The sequence below is a fragment of the Enterobacter chuandaensis genome, assembly GCF_003594915.1.
GTDB lineage: Bacteria > Pseudomonadota > Gammaproteobacteria > Enterobacterales > Enterobacteriaceae > Enterobacter > Enterobacter chuandaensis.
The window spans coordinates 250,398-271,588 of record NZ_QZCS01000002.1; the positions used below are offsets into that span (position 1 = coordinate 250,398).

Genomic DNA, 21,191 nt, shown 5'->3' on the forward strand with positions numbered 1-21,191 from the left:
TTTTGACGGGCCGCTGCGTGCGGCCCGTTACGTTTTACTGATGACCAGCCTGCGATGCGGATGGACATCGCGATCGTTGCCCCAGGCAAAGGCAATCCAACGCTCTTCCAGCTCAGCGTAAGAGTTTACGGGCGTTAACGTCCATGCTTCTCCCACCGTACCGTCTGCCACGCTTATGCGATAGTTCATGGTAAACGCCCAGTCGATCATGCGCAGCCAGAACCGCTGTCCGTCTCCCGTTTGCTCGCTATCCGAAACAACAATGTCGTATTCGCTTAACAGCCACTGGAAAAATAATTGCGGTAATCCGCTTATCACGCGTTCGTGGACGGCGCGTGGCGTACGCCACACCATCACCTGCGTAGCAGCACCGTGGGGAAAGGTAATTTCTTTATGAAACTCAAGCTTGACGGCATAGGCCGTATACGGCTTACCGTCGTCGGTAGTCACGAGACGGTATTCGTCGCCATAACGGGATTTTAAGAGCCGGTAGCCGACAGGCAGCAAAAAACCCGGCAGATGAAAATCCACCGTACCCCGCGCCAGAAACGCTTCGGTATGTTCGACGTTTCGGGAGATAAGGCCGAGTTTTTGGCTGAAGTCAGCGGAATCAATCATCAGTGGCGACATCGGTGGTTTCTCATTCCGTGAGTATAAACGACTTAACATCTCATCGAAATGATGTCGATTCAGTCGGTTGGTTTAATTTAAACCTCACCTTATACCTGTCTCATCGACTTAGCAGTATCGGCAGTGATTCCCTGAAAGCGCCTCGCAAAAAACCTACTTCCCCTGCTCCGCCAGCCATTCCATTGCCCTCTCCCCCGCCTCATCCACCGGGAGATAGACCAGCAACCTCGAGCCGTTTCGCGGTGCGGAGTACCAGTACATCTGCTGCAGCGTAAAATCCCCCAGCTCGGGATGGGTAAACAGCTTGAGCTGGTTCTCCACGCCGCGCACGTCGTTGCGCTGGTGCCACAGGGTTTTGAACTCTTCAGACACCGCAAAGAAGCGCGCCAGTTTCGCTTCCCACAGCGGGTCACCCCGGTGCTCCGCCATTGCCGCGCGGAAATAGGAAACGAAAATCGGCAGCACGTCGTCACGCTTGCCGAGCCGCGCGCGCCACGCTGGGTGGGTGAGGAACAGGTAAATACAGTTGCGGTCTTCCGGCGGGATGTCAATGAAATCAACGCCCATCAGATGCCCGAAGCTGTCGTTCCAAGCCACGATATCGAAATTGGGCTTCTGGATGCTGGCGGGTTTAGGCAACAAAGTATCGAGCAGGCGACGGGTGCCTTCGCTGATGCCCTCGCAGCAGACCGCCTGCGGCGCTTCTCCCGGCGGCAGGCCAGCGAGCACGAAAAGATGCCGGGCCTCGGTTGGCGTGCACTGCAGCGCTTTCGCGATGGCGGCCATCACCGCGCTGGACGGGTTGACGTCCCTGCCCTGCTCCAGCCAGGTGTACCAGGTCACGCCGACGTCCGCGAGCATCGCCACCTCTTCCCGGCGCAGCCCAGGCGTGCGGCGGCGACCGCTGCGCGGCAGGCCGAGACGCTGCGGATCGAGGCTTTCACGGCGTGCGCGCAAAAATGCCCCCAGCTGTTTTCGGGTGTCATCCTGAAGTGAGGTGACGGGTTCAGACATCAAGGCCATAAATCCCCCTGCATGGTAGTGCCAGTACCAGTATAAGCAAGAACTGGTACCCGTTTATCAGATGGTTGATGCTACGACCATCTGATGAATGACGCAATGGAGTTCCCATGAATACGTCTGTTGTTTCACCGGGCCGCGCAGGCCTGATATTGCTGTTAACCGGCCAGATGCTGCCGCTGATTGATACCTCCATCACCAACGTGGCGCTGGATTCCATCACCCACTCACTGCATGCCAGCGCCACCGAGCTGGAACTGATTGTCGCCCTCTACGGCGTGGCCTTCGCCGTCTGTCTGGCGCTCGGCAGTAAGCTGGGGGATAACTTCGGTCGCCGCCGCCTGTTTATGTGGGGCGTAGCGAGTTTTGGTCTGGCCTCGCTGCTGTGCGGCATGGCGGGCAACATTGAGCAACTGCTGGCAGCGCGCATCGTTCAGGGCGCGGGGGCTGCGCTCATCATGCCGCAGATCCTTGCCACGCTGCACGTCACGTTAAAAGGGACCGCTCATGCGAAAGCCATTAGCCTGTTCGGCGGCATCGGCGGAATTGCGTTTATCGTCGGCCAGATGGGAGGCGGCTGGCTGGTGTCGGCGGATATCGCCGGGCTGGGCTGGCGTAACGCCTTCTTTATTAACGTGCCGATTTGTCTGATGGTGCTGGCGCTGAGCCGTCGCTACGTGCCGGAAACCCGCCGCGATACCCCGTCACGTATCGACTGGACCGGCACCGTGCTGCTGGCGATCGTTCTCTGCTGCCTGCTGTTCCCGATGGCGCTCGGCCCACAGTGGCACTGGTCGTGGCCGCTGAAGGCCGCGCTGGTGGCCATTATTCCACTGGCATATTTAATGGTGCTGAACGCGCGCAAAAAAGAACGTGAAGATGCGCACCCGCTGATCCCGCCGCGTCTGATGCAGCTCAACAGCATCCGTTTTGGCGTGCTGATCGCGATGCTCTTTTTCAGCGTCTGGTCCGGGTTTATGTTCTGCATGGCGCTGACAATGCAGACCGGCCTGGGGATGGCGCCGTGGCAGTCCGGGAACAGCTTTATCGCCCTGGGCGTGACCTACTTTATTTCCGCGTGGTTCGCGCCGCGCCTGATTGCCCGCTACAGCACCAGCACCATTCTGCTGACGGGACTGGCGATCCAGATTATCGGCCTGCTGGCGCTCATCGCGACGTTCCGGATTTGGGGCGTGTACAACACCGCGCTGACGCTGGCCCCGGCGACCGGGCTGGTCGGTTACGGGCAGGCGCTGATTGTGAACAGCTTCTACCGCATAGGGATGCGCGATATTCAGCCTGATGACGCGGGAGCCGCGAGCGCCATTCTCAGCACGCTGCAGCAGGCTGCGCTGGGGCTTGGCCCCGCCATTTTCGGCGCGATTTTGCTGCACGGGCTGCAAAATTATCATGGGGATTATACGCAGGCGATCAACCTCTTCCTGGCGGTGGAAACGGGCCTGATGGTTATTCTGGCGCTGGCGACGCTGCGCATGCGTCATCGTCTCTGCCTGCCGGTAGTGAAGGTCTGTGAGGCCGCCAAATAACCCTGTGAATTTGCATAATAGATCCGCAGCCGCCATTATGGGGCTGCATCAATACAGGAGACGTTATGCAGGAATTAATTGCTCAGGTTGAAGAGTTAGGGATTGAAATTAATCACACCACCTCTTTAGTGATTATCTTTGGTATTATTTTTCTTACTGCCCTCATCGTTCATTTTATTCTTCATAAAGTAGTGCTTCGCGCGTTCGAGAAGCGCGCGCAGGCCAGCAGCCATTTATGGCTGCAGATCATTACCCAGAATAAGTTATTTCACCGTCTGGCCTTTACCCTGCAGGGGATAATCGTCAACGTTCAGGCGGTTCTGTGGCTGCAAAAAGGCAGTGAAGCCGCGGAAATGCTCACCACCTGCGCGAAGCTGTGGGTGATGGTGTATGCCCTGCTCTCCTTCTTCTCGCTGCTGGACGTGATTTTCAATCTGTCGCAGAAAATGGCCACCGCGTCGCAGCTGCCGCTGAAGGGGATCTTCCAGGGCATCAAGCTGGTGAGCGCCATTCTGGTAGGGATTTTGATTATCTCCCTGCTGATCGGCCAGTCCCCGGCGATTCTCATAAGCGGTCTGGGCGCCATGGCCGCCGTGCTGATGCTGGTCTTTAAAGACCCGATACTCGGGCTGGTGGCGGGGATTCAGCTTTCCGCCAACGATATGCTCAAGCTCGGCGACTGGCTGGAGATGCCAAAATACGGCGCTAACGGTACGGTGACGGACATCGGCCTGACCACCGTGAAGGTGCGCAACTTCGATAACACCATCACCACCATCCCGACGTGGGCGCTGGTCTCCGATGCCTTTATCAACTGGAGCGGGATGTCTGCCTCCGGCGGGCGACGCATTAAGCGCAGCCTGAATATCGACACCACCAGCATTCATTTTCTCGACGAGCAGGAGCAGCAGAAGCTGATCCAGGCGAAGCTGCTGAAGCCTTATCTGGCCGCCCGACATGAGGAAATTAACCTGTGGAACCAGCAGAACGGTGAGGGAGAATCGGTATTAAACCTGCGCAAGATGACCAATATTGGCACCTTCCGCGCCTACCTGAATGAATATTTGCGCAACCACCCGCGCATTCGCAAGGATATGACGTTAATGGTGCGCCAGCTCGCGCCGGATGCCAACGGGCTGCCGATTGAAATATACGCCTTCACCAACACGGTGATCTGGGCGGAATATGAAGAAATACAGGCGGATATTTTCGACCATATTTTTGCGGTGGTGGATGAATTTGGTCTGCGTATTCACCAGTCGCCAACCGGGAACGATATTCGCTCCTTGGCGGGCGTTATCGCGAAATAATCAGGTGCTGGCGCGGGAAATAAAGCGCCAGTCCATCATGACCCTTTCCGTGGGCGCATCCGGGTTGTCGATCTTATTTAACAGCAAATCGACCGCCTTGCGCCCGATATCCCGCGACGGCTGCTCAATGGTGGTCAGCGAAATCATGTCCGCCAGTTCGGTGCCGTCAAAACCGACAACCGCAATATCCTCCGGCACGCGTAGCCCGGCCTGCTGAATGGCGCGCAGCGCGCCCGCCGCCAGGGTATCGGAAACGGCAAACACCGCGTCCGGTGGATTCTCTTTCAGTAGATTTTGCATCGCGACCATCCCGGCGCGCGAGCTGAGATCGCTCGCGTATTCCACCGCCTGATACTCCAGACCCTTCAGGTGGATCACGCTCTTGTAGCCGCGCTCGCGCAGACGGGCATATTTGTAGCTGAGATCGTGGTTGATCATCGCGATGCGTTTGTGGCCGCCGTCGGCCAGCTGGCTGACCGCGTGTTGTGAAGCGTCCACATCATTGATGCCAACGCAGGAGACCGCGCCCGCATCGGCGTATTCGGCGCACTGCACCCACGGCGCGTTGCCAATTAGCGCGGCCAGTTCTGGCAGCTTCGAGAAGGCGTCCATGGTGATAATGCCGTCGACGATTTTGCCGGAGAGCAGGCTCAAGCCCGAGCGGGAGCGCTCGATATCCGATCCGGAGTTGCAGAGCAGAATGCGGTAGCCGTTTTTCTCGGCCTCTTCTTCAATGCCCTTCACAACCTCGGCGCAAAACGGGTTAGCGATGTTCGACACCATCACCAGGATCATATAGCTGCGGGCGGTGCGCAACTGACGGGCCAACAGGTTCGGCTGGTAGTTGCTCTCCTGGATCGCCTGCAGGACGCGCTCGCGGTTTTTCGCCTTCACGGTGTCGCTGTTGTTGAGCACGCGGGAAACCGTCGCCACGGAGACCCCGGCAAGCTGAGCGATTTTCTGAATTGACATAGCGACGACACATCCTGCGGTTAGCGTTTTGTGCAGGCTACCATAAAATGGTTGCCCGGCGAACCGGGCAACGCGTCATTGCGCCACGCGCACCCAGCGCTGCTGCTGATGGCTTTTCACTATCGCATCAATGATATACATCACGTTTGCGCCGTTGTGAAACGTTGCAAACTGCGGCTTATCCGGCATCGCGCCCGCCTGCACGGCGCGGTAAAACTGCACCATCATATTTTTGAAAGCGTCGGGCCAGCCTTCAATATGCCCGCCGGGGAAGTGGGCGCTGTCGGCAACGTCAGGGTTCATCAGGCCCGGATCGTCGGTGAGCGTCTGGTTGGCCTGCGCGCGATGGCCGATCCACAGCTGCTGCGGATTCTCCTGATCCCACGCCACTGACCGCTCGCTGCCGTTGATCTCAAACATCAGGCGGTTTTTACGCCCGGCGCTCACCTGCGAGACGCTAAAGCTGCCTTTACTGCCGTCGTCAAAGCGGAACAATACCGAGCCGAAGTCCTCGGTAGTAACCGGTTTGTCTTCATACTCCGCCTGCTCGTCGTGGGAGAAGGTTTGATTCCCGCCCTTGCTGGCTCTGCGCGTCGGCCAAACGATGGCGAGATCCGCCATCACCTCGGTAATGCGCCGCCCGGTGACGAACTGCACCGTGTCACACCAGTGGGAGCCGATATCCGCCACCGCGCGCGATGCGCCGCCCAGCGCGGCATCCACGCGCCAGTTGTAGTCGGTTTCCAGCAGCATCCAGTCCTGCAGGTAGCTGCCGTGCGAGGCGAACAGCCGCCCGACGCTGCCCGCACGCATCATACTCGCCGCCTGGCGCACCATCGCAAACTGGCGATAGACAAAGCTGACGCCGTGTACCACGCCCGCCTGCTCCGCCAGCGCCACCAGCTCGCGCGCCTCGTCCGGGGTCATGCACAGCGGCTTTTCGGAAAAGACGTGTTTGCCCGCGCGCAGGATCTGGCGGTTAATCTCCGCGTGCAGGTGGTTCGGCGTGCAGTTGTGCACCACGTGCAGATCGGGGTGCGCCAGCAGTTCCTCGGCGCTGCCGTAGGCATGGGGCACATTCAAGGCTCGCGCCTTTTCCTGCGCCTGAGCCAGCGTGCCGTCGCAGAGCGCCACAACCTGCACAAAACCGAGACGCCGCAGCGCCTCGATATGCGCCGGGCCGATAAACCCGCTGCCGATAACCCCGACGTTAATCATGCTTGCCTCCAGCAGCGAAATCATCAAACGCGCGTCCGGAAACCGGAATGATGTGGCGGCGGATAAATTCGCTGCCTTCCCGCGCGCCGGTTTCGCCGTCCTTCAGGCAGCACTCCCACTCCAGCACCGCCCAGCCGTCATAGTCGTACTGGGTCAGCTTGCTGAAAATGCCCTTAAAGTCGATCTGCCCGTCGCCGAGCGAACGGAAGCGACCGGCGCGGTTGATCCACGGCTGGTAGCCGCCGTAGACACCGCTGCGCCCGCTGGAGCGGAACTCCGCATCCTTCACGTGAAACGCCTTGATGCGCGCGTGGTAGATGTCGATAAAGGTCAGGTAGTCCATCTGCTGCAGCAGCATATGGCTCGGATCAAAGAGAATGTTGCAGCGCGGATGGTTATCCACCAGCGCCAGAAAACGCTCGAAGGTCACGCCGTCGTGCAGATCTTCCCCCGGATGCAGCTCAAAGCAGACGTCCACGCCCTGCTCGTCGAAGGTATCCAGAATCGGCCGCCAGCGGGTTGCCAATTCCTTGAATGCATCCTGAAAACGCTGCTCATTGTGCGGCGGCCACGGGTAGAAAAACGGCCAGGCCAGCGAGCCGGAGAAGGTGGCGTGCGCTTTCAGGCCTAATCTGGCCGAGGCAACCGCCGCCTGCTTCAGCTTTTCCGTCGCCCACGCCCGGCGGGCCGCATCATTACCGCGCACGGACGCGGGCGCGAAGTGGTCAAACGCGTCGCTGTAGGCCGGGTTTACCGCCACGAGTTGCCCTTCCAGATGGGTCGACAGTTCGCTGATGACCAGCCCGTGCGCGGCCAGCCTGGCGGCGATGTCATCGCAGTAGCTCTGGCTCTCCGCCGCTTTCTCCACATCAAAAATATGCGGATGGTTGCAGGGGAGCTGCACCGCTTTGTAACCCTTTGCAGCCGCCCATCCTGCCAGCCCGTCGAGGTTATTAAACGGCGCTTCTGCGCCAATAAACTGCGACAGAAAAATGCCGGGTCCTTTTATCGTCCTCATACCACCTCCTGAACGTTACGCCTTGTCATCGTCATACTTAAACGTGAGAAGGAAAATTAGCGCGATCGCCGCGGCAGCCACCGCCGGGATCCACCAGAATGTCACCCACGCCTGCGGCACGGTCTGCCCGGCCACCAGGCGGTTATAAAGCGCGCCAGAGATCTGCGAGCCGAGCAGCATGCCGATGCCGTAGGTGAACATCACGATCATGCTCTGCGCCTGGCCTTTCACCTTTTCGCCCGCCACGCGGTCGGTGTAGATAAAGCCGACGACAAAGAAGAAATCGTAGCAGACGCCGTGGAGCAGAATGCCGAGGTATAGCAGGATGCGCCCCTCCTCGCTCACGCCCAGTGCGAACATGGCGTAACGCACAAACCACGCCAGCATGCCGATCAGCAGCATGACCTTCACGCCCAGACGGCGGAACAGCAGCGGAATGACCAGCATGAAGAAGATTTCCGACATCTGCCCGAACGACATGGCGGTACTGACGTCGGCAATTCCGGCATCCGCCAGATACGAGGCGGTGTAGGCATAGTAGGTGCCGAGCGGAACGGAGATCAGCATCGCGCAGACGGAGAAGACGAAAAAGTGGCGGGTTTTGAGCAGCGCAAAGGCATCCGCGCAGAAGAGATCGCGCACCTTCACCGGCAGGCCTTTCGCCGGGGCAGGCGTGTGCGGCAACGTCAGGCTGTAAAGCGCCAGCAGCACGGAGCTTATCGCCGCCACCTGGAAGATGGTGACGCTGGACGCCACGCCGGTGACGCCGATGAAAATGCCCGCCACGATCCAGCCGATGGTGCCGAACACGCGTACTACCGGGAAGGTTTTATCCACGTTCGCCAGGCTGTGGAACGCGATGTTATTGGTCAGCGCCAGCGTCGGCATGTAGCAGAGCGTGTAGCCAAACAGCAGGCCAATCAGCAGCGCGCCGTTTTCGGCAATCAGCGCCCCCGGCACAAACCAGAGGATGGCCGCGCCCGCCAGGTGCATCACCGCCATCACCTTCTGCGAGGCGAAGAAGCGGTCCACCAGCATCCCGAGCACGAACGGCGAGAGAATGGAGGCAATTGGGCCAGCGGAGAACGCATCGCCAATCAGCAGAGACATGTTGTGCTGGGTCATCACCAGGCCGAGCGTAACCGACCAGCTACCCCAGATAAAAAACTGCAGAAACATCATCAGCGACAGACGCGGCACCAGCAGCCGGTGCTGCGCTATGGCCTTTTCACTACTTTCAGTTGACACCATGATAAGCCTCACCCGGAAAAAGTAATCGATTACAAAACAGTTCAGATAAAAAGTAATCGATTACAAAATAAAGATCCTGTGGATCGAAACAGATTTGGGAGAGGGGTCACGATAAAGATCGCTGTATGACAAAACGAGGCATTTTGATTGTCGATATAGCCAATAGGCTATAAAATGATACCGCGAGGAAGCTACAGGAGAAACGATGTGGAATGTCGAGACAACGGACAGATTTGACGAATGGTTCTTTGAACAAACAACAGCATTAAAAGAAGATGTACTGGCGACGATGCATATTCTTGCTGAATTTGGCCCGACGCTTGGGCGACCGTACGTAGACACCGTGAAGGCTTCAGCCTATGCGAACATGAAAGAGTTACGGATTCAACATGCGGGAAATCCCATCAGAGCCTTTTTTGCTTTTGATCCCGACCGTAAGGCAATTGTGCTCTGTGCTGGCGACAAAACCGGTTGCAATCAAAAACGGTTTTATAACGAAATGATCACGCTGGCTGACGTTGAGTACAGCAGACATCTGGCGGATAAGGAGGCCATATGGCAACGCTAAAAGAACTGATGGCACAACAAAGCGCGGAAAGTCAGGAGCGTATTGCGGCTAAAGTTGACGTGATGCGCAGAATTGTTGCCCTGAACCAGCTGCGGGAAGAGCTCAATGTTTCCCAGACAGAGCTGGCCGAGGCAATGGGGGTAAAACAACCCACTGTGGCAAAAATCGAACAGCCGGGAAACGATCCCCGGCTTTCAACGCTCAAGCGCTATGTCAGTGCGCTCGGCGGTGAAATGAGCATTGATGTGACGTTACCGAATGGGAAACGGATCGCGTTTCAGATTTGATACTGCACGTTCAAAGCCGGGTGCGGCCTGGTGCCCTCACTCCGGCCCTCTCCCACAGGGCTGAGGGATCCCCAGTAATTTATAAGCAGAAGCAATAACGTTGTTTCAGAACGAGTTAAGTCTTTCAGCGATGCCCTGGCACGTTCACCGGTCATGTCCTAACAGAGCAGCAAGGAACGTGAAGTGAACGGAATGACCACCAGAGCCGTATGTTCCCCCTCACCTCAGCCCTCTCCCTCAAGGGAGAGGGGGTCGTCCGTGCTGGCATTATTTTGTGGGGGAACCCTCAGCCCACAGGGAGAGGGAGAAAAGCAGATCACTTTTTTCGGGATAATTTAAACGCAATAAACAGGAACACCACCCACACCGGCAGCAGCATCGCCGAGAGACGCATCTCCTCCATGGTGCACATCAGCACCAGAATCAGCCCCAGGAATGCAATACAAATGTAGTTCCCCGCCGGGTAGAGCAGCGCTTTGAACTGCGTCTCACGACCCTTTCGGCGCATCGCGGCGCGGAAGCGCAGGTGCGCCAGGCAGATCATGATCCAGTTCAGCAGCAGCGTGGCGACAACCAGCGCCATCAGCAGGCCAAACGCCTCTTTCGGCAGCAAATAGTTAATCAGTACCACCAGCGAGGTGATTGCGCCGGAAAGGAACAGCGAGTTGACCGGCACGCCGCGACGGCTGACGCGGGTAAGGAACTTCGGCGCGTTGCCCTGCACGGAGAGGCCAAACAGCATGCGGCTGTTAGAGTAAACCCCGCTGTTATAAACCGACAGCGACGCCACGAGGATAACGAAGTTCAGCGCCGAAGCGACCACGTTACTGTTCAGATCGTGGAAAATCATCACGAACGGGCTGCTGTTGGACTTCACTTCCACCCACGGGTAGAGCGCCAGCAGTACCACCAGCGAGCCGATGTAGAACAGCAGAATACGGTACACCACCTGGTTGACCGCTTTCGGAATGCTTTTGTGCGGGTCGCGCGCTTCGGCAGCAGTGATGCCAATCAGCTCCAGCCCGCCGAAGGAGAACATGATCACCGCCAGCGACAGGATCAGCCCTTTCCAGCCGGTCGCCAGGAAGCCGCCGTGCTGCCAGAGGTTGTCGATAGTCGCCCGCTCGCCGCCGTGGCCGGAGAACAGCAGCCACAGACCAAAGCCGATCATACCGATAATCGCCAGCACTTTAATCAGCGCAAACCAAAACTCAGTTTCACCGTAAAGACGCACGTTGACGAGGTTAACGGCGTTAATGATGATGAAGAAGGCCGCCGCCCAGATCCACGTCGGCACGTCCGGGAGCCAGTACTGCATATAAATGCCTGCGGCGGTCAGCTCTGCCATCCCCACCAGCACGAACATCACCCAGTAGTTCCAGCCGGAAAGGAAGCCTGCGAACGGGCCCCAGTATTTATAGGCAAAGTGTGCGAAGGAGCCTGACACCGGCTCTTCAACGACCATCTCGCCGAGCTGGCGCATGATCAGGAAGGCGATAATCCCGGCGATAGCGTAACCCAGCAGAACCGCCGGACCGGCCATCTGAATAGCGGGGCCGATACCGAGAAATAGCCCAGTACCGATTGCGCCGCCGAGGGCAATTAACTGAATATGTCGATTTTGCAAACCACGTTGCAGCGTCGGATTCTGATCCGACGAAGCTTCAGCGCTACCATGGCCTGAAGCGGATGACGCGTCTTTCACGCCCTACCCCTGTCTCTTTTTTAGAAGGGGCACGTTTTAACACTTCATGCTGGTGGTAGCAAGCTTAACGCCGGGCCAGCGCATGCGCCCGGCGCGTAAACGTCACGACCCGATGATGCCGCCGTCCGCTTTGGTAATCACCACCGTTGACGAACGCGGGCGTCCGTTCGGGCTGGCGTCCGGCCAGTTGGAGACGGCGCGCGGATTGGCCGGGTCGGTAATATCATCCCCGCCCTCCCCCGGGTGCTGAATGTTGATAAACAGCGTCCGGTTGTCTGGCGTAAACGCAATGCCGGTGATCTCACACCCGCGCGGCCCGGTCAGAAATCGGCGATACTCGTTGGTGCCCGGAATGGTAGCTACCATCTGATTATTGCCCATCCCCTCGTATGCTTTCTTATTGATGGTGCTGGAGGAGACGTCGGTCTGGATCCACAGCACGCCCTGGTGATCGAAAGAGAGTCCATCAGGACTGCCGAATGCCGCGCCCTGCATGGAGCCTTTGGCCTTCGGATCGTCGCCGTCGGTGCGTCCGGCCATCACCAGAATATCCCACTTAAAGCGTGCGGCAGCAGGGTCTGCTCCGTCTTCGTGCCAGTGCATAATATGACCAAACACGTTGTTGGCGCGCGGGTTGGCGGCATCCACCGGCGCCTTCCCCTCTTTTCCGCGATCGCTATTGTTGGTGAGCGTACAGTAGACGCTGCCGCTGGCGTGCGGATCGACGGCTATCCACTCCGGACGATCCATTTTGGTTGCCCCCACCGCGTCGGCCGCCAGGCGGGTTTTAATCAGCAGATCGCCCTGGCTTTCAAACCCTTTGCTCTTATCCAGACCGTTTTGCCCGAAGATAAGCGGCAGCCAGTCGCCGCTCCCGTCCTCGTTGAACCTGGCGACGAACAGCGTGCCGGAGGTCAGCAGCTGCATATTGGCTTCACGGTTCGCGGGATCGTATTTTTTATCCGAGACGAACTTATAGATGTACTCAAACTTCTGGTCGTCACCCATATAGACCACCACGCGGTTATCGGCCGCGAGCGTGACGGCCGCCCCCTCATGCTTAAAGCGGCCCAGCGCGGTGTGCTTGCGCGGCGTGGAGGTCGGGTTATAGGGATCGATCTCCACGACCCAGCCGAAACGGTTGGGTTCGTTAGGGGTTTTATCGACGCTGAACCGCTCATCCACCTCGTTCCAGCGGTAGGATTCATCGCTGTCGCTGATGCCGTAGCGTTTTTCCAGCGGGTTGCGATCGGCTTTTTTGACAAAAATATCCGACCAGTTCTCCTCGCAGGTGAGATAGGTACCCCACGGCGTATGGCCGTTAGCGCAGTTTTGCATGGTGCCCAGCACGCGCTCCCCTTTCGGGTCGGCGGCGGTTTTCATTAAGTCCTGATGCCGCGCAGGGCCGGTAAGCTGCATCGGCGTATTGACGGTGATGCGGCGGGCATAGGAGGACGGGCGTACCACCTGCCAGTCGCTGCCGGTTTTTTTCACTTCCACCACCGACACGCCCATCGCGTTCTGCCCCTTGCGGGCCTTGTCGAGGCTCCAGTTCGCCGTCCCGTCGGTAAACAGCATTCCGTTGTCGATGTATTCATGGTTCAGCGCCAGCAGGCCATGCTCCGGGTTGTGCGCCCCCTGCGGCAGGCTAAACCACGCCATCCCGTCGTGGTGCATGCCCGCCTGCACGGCCTGTTCGTCCGTGGTGTTGCTGGCGTCCGGCTTAAAGGCCGGCATGTTGCCCTTGATCCCCGTCGGCTCACCCCAGCGATAGAACGGGCGGGCAATATAGCCTTCCGGCACCCTGACCGTATCCTCCGTGGAGACGTCAATGCTGGTAAAGCCCAGGGAAACCGCCTTTGCCAGCGCGGAAGGCTTCGATACCGCGGCAACGGCATTTTCGGGTTTGATCAAAAAGGGGAATGAAACGGCAGCCCCCGCCACGGCGCCCATCTGGAGAAAACGGCGGCGGGAGAGGAACATCTCTGCAACCTCGGAGAAAACCGGGTTGGCGCTGCGGTTAGCGATGTCGTCGCGATGTTCTTTTTTAAATACGGATTTGAGGGGTCTGCCCATAGCGGCTTCCTGTCATTGGCCAAGAGGTAAAGAGTTGGCGACCAGTGTAAGAAGCTTTTATTACAATTTTATAACACAGTGACGGAAGGATGGGGGCATCCGTGCCCCGGATAACGAGGTGGAACGCTTAGAACTCGTAGCCAACCGAGACCTTAAAGGTACGCGGTTCGCCCTGAGTGATGTAGGTACCGGAGTCGTCCACGCTGGCCCAGTAGTTCTCATTGGTCACGTTGTCGATGCCCGCGCGCACGGTCATCTGGTTTGCGTTGTGGTTCACCGCGAAGCGATAGCGCATGCCCAGATCCAGCGTGGTGTAGCTGTCGAGCTTTTTGGTGTTCGCCAGGTCAGCATACTGCGTGCCGGAGTGGTTCACGCGCGCGGTCGCCGTCAGGCCGTCAACCGGCTTGATGTCGTACTCCGCGCCCAGCACGGCGTAGAAGTTCGGAATGCCGATCGCATCGTTGCCCTGGTTCACGCCGTTTTTAGTTTTGGTCAGCTCCGCCTGCAGCCAGGTGGCGCTGGCGTTCAGACGCATCCCGAGCATCGGCTCGCCGAAGACGTTCAGCTCCACGCCACGGTTACGCTGCTCCGCATCCAGGCCGTAGTGATTGTTAGCATCGAGGATCGCCGACGGCATTTTGATCTCAAACAGCGCCAGAGAGCCGCCCACGCGCCCGAAGTCCGCCTTCACGCCCACTTCATTCTGCTTAGAATGAACGATGCCGGTGCTCTGGCCGTAGTTGGTGGCGGTGTTAGGTGCGGTTTTGCCCGGCTGCAGCGCTTCGGTGTGGTTAGCGTAGAGGGAAATTTCCTCCCACGGTTTGTAGACCACGCCATAGGTTGGCATCCAGCGGCTGCCGTCGAAACCATCCGCTTCGTTCTCTGCGCCGGTAATTTTGTTATACCCGCGAACGACCACTTTCTGATGGCGCGCGCCTGCGGTGAACAGCAATTTGTCGTCCAGCACGCCCAGCGTGTCGCTCAGCAGCCAGCCCTGGGTGCGGGTGCGCCCGCTGGTCAGCGGATCGCTGTATTTACCGCCGGAGCCGTTGAGGTTGGTGCTGTCCGGCATATCGACGCCGGTGTTGTGGTAGATGTTGGTGATCGGGTTATCCTTCGTCGCCGACATTTTCCACGCGATTTTTTCGTTTTTGGTCATTGCGGAGTACCCGACGTTCACCTTGTGCGAGATGAAGCCGGTGTTGAAGTTACCGCGAATGCCCGCCATGCCGCTGACGGAATCGCTGATACGGTTGGTATCAAGACGGCTGACTACCGCATTACCGCTTTTATCCATCAGCTTCGGCGCACTGTAGATCCCTTCTTCATGCGCGTGCTGCGCACCCAAGCCGGTATAGGCCGTCCAGCTATCGGTGATGTCGTACTCGCTGCGCCACATCCCGAACTCGTTTTCGATGTCGCTGTAGGCCCACTTCTGCGAGAAATTCCGATCGTTTTTCGGCGGTTCAGGCACAAAATCCACCGCCGAGATGTTGACGCTGGTCGGGCTGCCGTGGAAGGTTTTTTTCTGATAGCCGAGGTCCAGCGAGGTGCGGAAGCGGTCGCCTTTATAGTCCAGACCGGTGGAGAGCAGCGTGGTGCGGCGGCGGTCGTTCGGTACGCCGGTTTCCCCTTCACGATGCACGAGGTTCACGCGCGCGCCAAACTGGTCGCTATCTCCAAAGCGACGGCCCGCATCCAGCGTGGTGCCAATCTGGGAGTCCGAGGTGTAGTCCACGCCCACTTTCGCCTGCGGGGTGTCGCCCGCGTGTTTCGGCTCAAGGTTGATCATCCCGCCCACGCCGGAGCTTGCCGCGCCGTTCATCAGCGAGTTGGCGCCTTTGAAGATCTCGATGCGGTCGACCATCTGGGCATCCACCACCTGACGCGGCAGTACGCCGGACAGGCCGCCAAAGGTCATGTCGTCACCGTCAAACTTCAGGCCGCGAATGCGGAAGGTTTCCGCGCTGTTGCCGTACCCCTGAACGAACTGCACGCCCGCGTCGTTGGCGACTACGTCGGCAATGGTTTTCGCCTGCTGATCTTCCACCAGCTTCGAGGTGTAGCTGATGATGTTGAACGGCACGTCCATGGCGTTCTGCTGGCCGAGCATCCCCATACGCCCGCCGTTCGCCACCTGTCCGTCAAGGAAGGCCGGTACCAGTTGGTCGCCACCGGGTTTGAAGTCGCTGGCAGGTGCTGACTGCACAACGATGGTGTCCTCTTTTTTTTCCTCCGCCGCGTAAACGGAATGTGTCGCCGCGCCAACGGCAAGCGCCAGCAGCGTTTTGTGCATGATGGTGTTGTTCATAGTTAACTCATTTTAAAGTGCGCGCAAAAATAGCCCGTTGTCGGGCCTTAGAATGTATTGGGTGCAATGCAAATGAGAACTATACGCATTATCTATGCTTTGGCAAGCGCAAATGAGTGCGTGATAAGGGGGATCGCCTTCGTCATTATCGCTTAGATAATTTTAACCGGCAGCGTCTCCAGCGTGCGGAGAATCAGGCTTCGATTCGACCATTTCGCGTCTCCGTCCAGAGAGATCGTCCCGCGTTCGCTTAAGGCCATCGCCAGCGTTTCAGCCTGACACTGCGCCAGCAGTTGTCCAATACACTGGTGTACACCGGCTCCAAATCCCAGCTGTCGCTGTGCGTTCCTGCGGCCGGGAATAAAGCGCCCCGCCTCTTCAAAGACGCTTTCATCCCGATTCGCCGAACCGAGGCATAACAAGATGTTATCCCCGGTTTTAAGTTCGCGCCCCAGAAACTGCACGGGAGACACAACCCTTCGCCTGCCCATCTGCAGCGGAGACTCAAAGCGCATGGTTTCACTGACGATATCTTTCATCCGAAGAGTATTATTTCTGACGCTTTCCTGTAATTCAGGATGCTGTGCCAGCATATACACCAGGTTTCCGGTTAACGCTTCGCTGGTTTCACTGCCGCCGATAAGCATCGTGACGCAGTCGGTGCTAAAGCGCGCGGCAAGCGCATCCCGATCGCCGCCATATCCTTTCAGAAGGCTGCGATAAAAAAGCGAGTCGTAACCCTGTCTGTGCGCCTGCGCGAGTTGTTGAAAACTGTCATCCAGACGGGAAAGCGCCACGATCAGCCGCTCAAGTCCCTCCCGATCGATGGCGCTGGGATCCAATAAGAGCCGGATGGCATTTTTTTCTTCTTCTACCACCTCCTGCTGCGCTTCCGGCAGGTTGAGCCAGGCGGTAAACAGTTTCCCCCAGAGCGGCGCAGCTATCTGGCGTATACCGTCAAAAGGGCCGGCGGCCGTTAAATCTGCCACCACTGAATGCGACTCCTCAGAAACAAGCCGGGTTAACGCCGCCCAGGATTCGCCGGTAAAAAGAGCCTGCAGCGCCTGACGGTGCGCACGATGCACATTCCCGTCTTCAAACAGCACAATGCCGTACAGAACGCCCCGCAAAGGGGGAGACAGGCTGAAGCACTGTTTTTCCATTTCGGTATGAACATCTTCAGGTATGCCAGAAGAGACAAACGCCCGCTCTTTTAGCGCCTGATAAACATCCTGATAGCGGGTAAGCACCCACGTTTTACCGATTCTCGCCACCGGCTGGTGGTGTCGCATATGGTGATAGACGTTATGAAGATTTTCCTGAAAGACAGGTGAGGCGGGATTAAACCGAAGTGCTTTGTCGACATATGCCACAGGTGAACCCTCATTACAGGATTAATCACCTTTCAGTAAAGCAGGGATGTGTTTCAGTTCAAATATTTCAGAAAAGGGAAAGGCTAAATGGCACGCCCTGTAGGATTCGAACCTACGACCTACGGCTTAGAAGGCCGTTGCTCTATCCAACTGAGCTAAGGGCGCACTGAGAAGAGTGTACTTCGCGGTGGTGAAACGCGAAGAATTATACGGTCAATGACAGGTGAGTCAACGCCTTTTCCGTTTTCAGGGTCAATTACCGCTAGCCGATTGTAAATACGGCTATTTTCTCAGCATTTCTCGCCGTTTCATCGTAAAATTCAGCGCTGCGAAAAGGCTTAGTTGCATTTAAGTAACGCCTGCTGTTTTCCTGAGCGTCGGCCCGTCACACTAGCGTGAGGTTTCCCGGCCGCGTGAAGGCTGACAGTTAACAGGACAATGGAGTGACAGCGCAAAACCTGATCGATACGCCTTCCTGGTTAGACTATTTTTCGCAGGACATCGTCGGCATCAAACTCGAGCCTATCGTCGCCCTCTCCTCACAGCGTCAGGCGGGCGTGGAGGTGCTTAGCATCCTGTCCGCAACCCAGTGCAGCGAAGATTTTTTCCGCCACCAGTCCGCAGGCTGGTCAATGACGCTGCTCGACGCACAGCTTGCGGCATTAAAAAATACCCCGCACGGTAATAACCTTTTTATTAATCTGCCGATAACCGTCCTGACAGAGCCCGCGTCTTTTCAGCGGCTTATCGCTCTGAAAACCGGGCCGCTGAATATCGAACTGGTCGACTCCCTTGTTTTTCTGACGTTCCCTGCCGCACAAAAGCAGAGCGTTATTCAGAACCTGCTGCAACTTAAAGAACAGGGGCACCGTATTTGGCTGGATGACATTGACGAAATCGTCGTGCAGCCGTTTTTATCCTGTCGATTACCGTTAAGCGGCATCAAAATTGATAAGAACGCTTTCTGGCGTTTGCGTGCCACGCCCGCGCTGAGGCAACTGGTTTCACATTGCTTTCAGCTGGCCGGGAAGGTGCTCATCGAAGGTATTGAGACTGAACGCGATCGTACCCTGGCGCTGCAGGCAGGCGCAGATCTCGGCCAGGGGTATTACTGGCCGTCCTGGACATGGCCGGAGGATTAAAACGCCATTTCCAGGAGGGAGACCATGCGAATGACAGTGCGCCGTTACCGGCGGCGGCGTACAGGAAGTGATGCACTGGGATTTACGCACTCGCCTTTTGCTCCCCCCCTTTTTCGACCGACTCGAATTTTTGAGCCAGTCCATCAGCCAGCCTCGCAAAACTGACGCCCCGTTTATCATTCTGGTGACGGAGGATCATTACCTGCGCACCGGCTTTCTCAACGGGCAGTTTCCCCTGAGCAGCTGTTGCGACTACGCGACGCTGGAGGATGCGCTGAGCGCCCAGACACAATGGCCTTCGGCCCGTCTGGTGGTGGATGTTGAAAGCCGTACCACCGGGCTTCTGGAGAAACTGGACCAGCTGAGAAGGCATAGCCTGTATCCACCTTTCCTGACGCCGTGGCTGTTGGTCCGGGCAGATAATTATGACACCCGCCTCTTTTGCAAGGCGGCAGGTCCTTTCCACGTGCTCGAACGCCAGATCAACGCCGCAGGACTTCAGCACAGTCTGATGGACACCCGCCCCCCGCTGGGTTCCGAAAAAGAGTGGTTCTCCCGCAACGAATGGCCCATCCTCCAAGAGCTTGCCCGCGGCAGGACGTTACGTCAGATTGCCCTTCTGCACAATCGCCCCTATAGCCGCATTATCTACCGTCTCAGCTGCATTCTGCTGAAGCTTGGGCTGAGCCATCGCCAGGAATTGTTACACCTTCTTAATAACCTCTCAGACTGCCCGTTTTAATCGATGCCCTAACCCCTTATTTCCTAAAGCGCTTTAGGAATTTACTTACCTTTGTTGTTAATATTTTGTTAAGTTTTAACAATAAAATCGAATTTATAACTATTCCTAATTTATAGGCTTGTACCACGCGAAATGTCACAGAATGAATAAACGGCAGCACTTTCCTCCATCCGTTAAGCGAATGCAGAAGGCGTTAACAAGATGATAATGATGTAAAAACAAGCAGCTTCACTTCACTCTCCTGGAGCGGAAAGCGAAGCAGATAGCATCTTCTCCTGTACGAGTATGGCGCGGCACGGTTACAGCCTGAGGTCTTTCAGATGAAGGCAAGGCAACCTGCGAGAGCAATTTTTCGCCTCGTTGCCCCGGATTCGGGCTGCAAAACAGCCCTCTCTTTTGTTAACAATTAAGCAACATAAAGAGACATCTGTTATTTTTTGTTATTACATAAAGATGAAAAGATGCGGTAAATGGGATAACAGGATATTTCAGCTAAATTTAAAAAGGTAGCCATTCAGATCCAGAAGATAATACAAACCAATAAGGGACGTATAATTTACAGGGTTTTCGGAAAAAACTTACTCTGTATAATAAGATGCGTACCAAATCTGAATAAGAAAAACCTTTTTGCCAACACCAGCCAAATGAGATGACCGCGCTGAGGCACCGTTCTTTTCATTACGTAAACAAGGATGCTTTCGCTCTTTCCAGGGAAATACTACGGTATAGGGATCTGCACTTTATATCCTTCCGGCATTTCGAGAGTTTTACAAAACTCTGCATAACGCTTTTAACAATCTGAGGCATTAAAAATGAAACCGGCATCCGTTATCATTATGGACGAACATCCTATCGTCAGAATGTCGATAGAAGTCCTGCTACAGAAAAATAAAAATATCACAGTCAAGCTTAAGTCTGGCGATAGCCATGAGGTTCTTGACTGTATTCGCAATCATCCTATTGATTTGGTGATCCTTGACATCGAACTCACGGGTACAGACGCCTTCTCTTTACTCAAGAGAATCAGAAACTTAAACAAAGATATTAAGGTTCTGTTCCTCTCATCTAAATCAGAGTTATTTTACGCGGGGCGTGCGATTCGCGCCGGAGCCAACGGCTTTGTCAGTAAGCGAAAAGATTTGGGTGAGATCTACAATGCCGTAGAGATGATCCTGATGGGCTATTCTTTTTTCCCGTCGGAAACGCTGAATTTTATAAACCACCTGGGTTCAGGAAAAGGGATGGCAGTGGATATGCCATTATCGAATCGCGAAGTCACGGTATTACGTTATCTGGCGAATGGATTATCCAATAAAGAGATTGCTGAACAGCTACTGTTAAGCAATAAGACCATTAGCGCGCACAAATCCAATATTTACTCCAAGCTGGGCGTACAAAGCATTGTTGAATTAATTGATTACGCCAAAGCACACGAGCTGCTATAACCTGAATTCACTTCCTGCAGTTTATCCGAGATGCAGGGAGTGCGGTCAGTGCTAATTATAATTAATCATAAAAGTGGCATCCGCATCGGCCCGTCCGGGCTGAGGGTTATCGGCAGTGGCAATATAATTGGCATAGAACGACAGTACCGCATTCCCCTGCGCATCAACCGTGACCGGTTGGCTGGCCTGCTGCAGAGCCAGACGCGTTTTATCCGCATCCCTGATCTCCACAGCGACGTGGCTTGCCGTGCTGGCGTCATTTAGCGCCAGTAAGCCGTTATTGCTCCCGTCAGCTTTACCTGAAAACGTAATCGATGCCGCACCGGGCGGACAGCCGGTCAGCTTCAGCGTGAAGGGCATAGGCTGCGTGCGGCTCCCCGTGGTGTTGAGCTGCTTCGTGGGCCAGGTGCCCAGCGTGACGGTCTTGTCGCTGTCGCTGCCCTCTGCCACGCAGGTGAAATCAACAATATTGCCGTAGAGCCGAATGTTAATTTCGCCCAATGCGGTCTCCGCCCGAGCCTGAGTGCAAAGCGCAAGGAGCGCCACGGTGATAAAACGGATCCCGTTTCGCATATC

Annotated in this window: 17 protein-coding genes, 1 tRNA gene and 1 pseudogene; 7 read left to right on the forward strand and 12 right to left on the reverse strand. The window is 56.5% G+C overall.

Going from position 1 to position 21,191, the window contains the following annotated elements:
• Window positions 1-27: 27 nt before the first annotated feature.
• Complete coding sequence (locus D5066_RS04380; protein WP_119915174.1) at window positions 28-630, reverse strand: hypothetical protein; 603 nt, start codon at window positions 628-630, stop codon at window positions 28-30.
• 153 nt (window positions 631-783) lie between these two features.
• Window positions 784-1,653, reverse strand: coding sequence for a helix-turn-helix transcriptional regulator (locus D5066_RS04385; RefSeq protein ID WP_119915175.1), 870 nt, complete (start codon window positions 1,651-1,653; stop codon window positions 784-786).
• 107 nt (window positions 1,654-1,760) lie between these two features.
• On the opposite strand from D5066_RS04385, the gene D5066_RS04390 reads away from it, so the two are divergent.
• Together D5066_RS04390 and D5066_RS04395 are read left to right on the forward strand one after the other, a co-directional pair.
• Window positions 1,761-3,197: an MFS transporter gene (locus D5066_RS04390; protein ID WP_119915176.1), complete on the forward strand. Its 1,437-nt coding sequence runs from the start codon at window positions 1,761-1,763 to the stop codon at window positions 3,195-3,197.
• 65 nt (window positions 3,198-3,262) lie between these two features.
• On the forward strand, window positions 3,263-4,507 hold the full coding sequence (locus D5066_RS04395; RefSeq protein ID WP_080327991.1) for a mechanosensitive ion channel family protein: 1,245 nt from the start codon (window positions 3,263-3,265) through the stop codon (window positions 4,505-4,507).
• On the opposite strand, the gene D5066_RS04400 is transcribed toward D5066_RS04395, so the two are convergent.
• The 4 genes from D5066_RS04400 to D5066_RS04415 all read right to left on the reverse strand — a co-directional run bounded on the left by D5066_RS04400 (window position 4,508) and on the right by D5066_RS04415 (window position 8,966).
• Window positions 4,508-5,479, reverse strand: coding sequence for a LacI family DNA-binding transcriptional regulator (locus D5066_RS04400; protein ID WP_119915177.1), 972 nt, complete (start codon window positions 5,477-5,479; stop codon window positions 4,508-4,510).
• Between the two features lie 75 nt (window positions 5,480-5,554).
• Window positions 5,555-6,697, reverse strand: a complete 1,143-nt coding sequence (locus D5066_RS04405; RefSeq protein WP_119915178.1) for a Gfo/Idh/MocA family protein — start codon at window positions 6,695-6,697, stop codon at window positions 5,555-5,557.
• Complete coding sequence (locus D5066_RS04410; protein WP_119915179.1) at window positions 6,690-7,715, reverse strand: sugar phosphate isomerase/epimerase family protein; 1,026 nt, start codon at window positions 7,713-7,715, stop codon at window positions 6,690-6,692. Before D5066_RS04410 ends, D5066_RS04405 begins: the two co-directional genes overlap by 8 nt.
• A gap of 15 nt (window positions 7,716-7,730) precedes the next feature.
• Window positions 7,731-8,966: an MFS transporter gene (locus tag D5066_RS04415; RefSeq protein WP_119915180.1), complete on the reverse strand. Its 1,236-nt coding sequence runs from the start codon at window positions 8,964-8,966 to the stop codon at window positions 7,731-7,733.
• Between the two features lie 205 nt (window positions 8,967-9,171).
• Here D5066_RS04415 and D5066_RS04420 point away from each other — a divergent pair, with 205 nt between their 5' ends.
• The gene (locus tag D5066_RS04420; RefSeq protein ID WP_119915181.1) at window positions 9,172-9,534 is read left to right on the forward strand and encodes a type II toxin-antitoxin system RelE/ParE family toxin; all 363 of its coding nucleotides are present in this window, start codon (window positions 9,172-9,174) and stop codon (window positions 9,532-9,534) included.
• A complete protein-coding gene (locus tag D5066_RS04425) occupies window positions 9,522-9,821 on the forward strand; it encodes a helix-turn-helix domain-containing protein (RefSeq protein WP_080327997.1) in 300 nt (99 codons plus the stop codon). Before D5066_RS04420 ends, D5066_RS04425 begins: the two co-directional genes overlap by 13 nt.
• Before the next feature lie 316 nt (window positions 9,822-10,137).
• Here the strand turns inward: D5066_RS04425 and pheP are convergent, their stop codons facing one another.
• The 5 genes from pheP to D5066_RS04450 all read right to left on the reverse strand — a co-directional run bounded on the left by pheP (window position 10,138) and on the right by D5066_RS04450 (window position 17,451).
• Window positions 10,138-11,526, reverse strand: a complete 1,389-nt coding sequence (gene pheP / locus D5066_RS04430; protein WP_119915182.1) for a phenylalanine transporter — start codon at window positions 11,524-11,526, stop codon at window positions 10,138-10,140.
• A 102-nt stretch (window positions 11,527-11,628) separates the two neighbouring features.
• Entirely contained in the window at window positions 11,629-13,602 is a 1,974-nt protein-coding gene (locus D5066_RS04435) for a PhoX family protein (protein ID WP_119915183.1), read from the reverse strand.
• A 127-nt stretch (window positions 13,603-13,729) separates the two neighbouring features.
• A complete protein-coding gene (locus tag D5066_RS04440; protein ID WP_119915184.1) occupies window positions 13,730-15,913 on the reverse strand; it encodes a TonB-dependent receptor in 2,184 nt (727 codons plus the stop codon).
• Window positions 15,914-16,065: 152 nt separating this feature from the next.
• The gene (locus D5066_RS04445) at window positions 16,066-17,286 is read right to left on the reverse strand and encodes a cytochrome P450 (protein ID WP_119915185.1); all 1,221 of its coding nucleotides are present in this window, start codon (window positions 17,284-17,286) and stop codon (window positions 16,066-16,068) included.
• An 88-nt stretch (window positions 17,287-17,374) separates the two neighbouring features.
• Window positions 17,375-17,451 (reverse strand) — tRNA-Arg (locus D5066_RS04450).
• A 278-nt stretch (window positions 17,452-17,729) separates the two neighbouring features.
• On the opposite strand from D5066_RS04450, the gene D5066_RS04455 reads away from it, so the two are divergent.
• The 3 genes and pseudogenes from D5066_RS04455 to fimZ all read left to right on the forward strand — a co-directional run bounded on the left by D5066_RS04455 (window position 17,730) and on the right by fimZ (window position 20,615).
• Window positions 17,730-18,428 (forward strand): EAL domain-containing protein, encoded by a 699-nt coding sequence (locus D5066_RS04455; protein ID WP_119915186.1) that lies wholly within the window; start codon window positions 17,730-17,732, stop codon window positions 18,426-18,428.
• A gap of 24 nt (window positions 18,429-18,452) precedes the next feature.
• Window positions 18,453-19,170 (forward strand): annotated as a pseudogene (locus D5066_RS04460) (helix-turn-helix transcriptional regulator).
• Window positions 19,171-19,982: 812 nt separating this feature from the next.
• Window positions 19,983-20,615: a fimbria biosynthesis transcriptional regulator FimZ gene (gene fimZ / locus D5066_RS04470; RefSeq protein ID WP_045328457.1), complete on the forward strand. Its 633-nt coding sequence runs from the start codon at window positions 19,983-19,985 to the stop codon at window positions 20,613-20,615.
• Window positions 20,616-20,666: 51 nt separating this feature from the next.
• Here fimZ and sfmF read toward each other — a convergent pair whose 3' ends face one another.
• Window positions 20,667-21,188, reverse strand: a complete 522-nt coding sequence (gene sfmF, locus D5066_RS04475; RefSeq protein ID WP_119915187.1) for a fimbria assembly protein — start codon at window positions 21,186-21,188, stop codon at window positions 20,667-20,669.
• Between the last annotated feature and the right edge of the window lie 3 nt (window positions 21,189-21,191).

Coding starts and splice junctions, on each gene's coding strand:
- D5066_RS04380 (WP_119915174.1), bottom strand. CDS start 630: ATGTCGCCACTGATGATTGATTCCGCTGACTTCAGCCAAAAACTCGGC.
- D5066_RS04385 (WP_119915175.1), bottom strand. CDS start 1,653: ATGGCCTTGATGTCTGAACCCGTCACCTCACTTCAGGATGACACCCGA.
- D5066_RS04390 (WP_119915176.1), top strand. CDS start 1,761: ATGAATACGTCTGTTGTTTCACCGGGCCGCGCAGGCCTGATATTGCTG.
- D5066_RS04395 (WP_080327991.1), top strand. CDS start 3,263: ATGCAGGAATTAATTGCTCAGGTTGAAGAGTTAGGGATTGAAATTAAT.
- D5066_RS04400 (WP_119915177.1), bottom strand. CDS start 5,479: ATGTCAATTCAGAAAATCGCTCAGCTTGCCGGGGTCTCCGTGGCGACG.
- D5066_RS04405 (WP_119915178.1), bottom strand. CDS start 6,697: ATGATTAACGTCGGGGTTATCGGCAGCGGGTTTATCGGCCCGGCGCAT.
- D5066_RS04410 (WP_119915179.1), bottom strand. CDS start 7,715: ATGAGGACGATAAAAGGACCCGGCATTTTTCTGTCGCAGTTTATTGGC.
- D5066_RS04415 (WP_119915180.1), bottom strand. CDS start 8,966: ATGGTGTCAACTGAAAGTAGTGAAAAGGCCATAGCGCAGCACCGGCTG.
- D5066_RS04420 (WP_119915181.1), top strand. CDS start 9,172: ATGTGGAATGTCGAGACAACGGACAGATTTGACGAATGGTTCTTTGAA.
- D5066_RS04425 (WP_080327997.1), top strand. CDS start 9,522: ATGGCAACGCTAAAAGAACTGATGGCACAACAAAGCGCGGAAAGTCAG.
- D5066_RS04435 (WP_119915183.1), bottom strand. CDS start 13,602: ATGGGCAGACCCCTCAAATCCGTATTTAAAAAAGAACATCGCGACGAC.
- D5066_RS04440 (WP_119915184.1), bottom strand. CDS start 15,913: ATGAACAACACCATCATGCACAAAACGCTGCTGGCGCTTGCCGTTGGC.
- fimZ (WP_045328457.1), top strand. CDS start 19,983: ATGAAACCGGCATCCGTTATCATTATGGACGAACATCCTATCGTCAGA.
- sfmF (WP_119915187.1), bottom strand. CDS start 21,188: ATGCGAAACGGGATCCGTTTTATCACCGTGGCGCTCCTTGCGCTTTGC.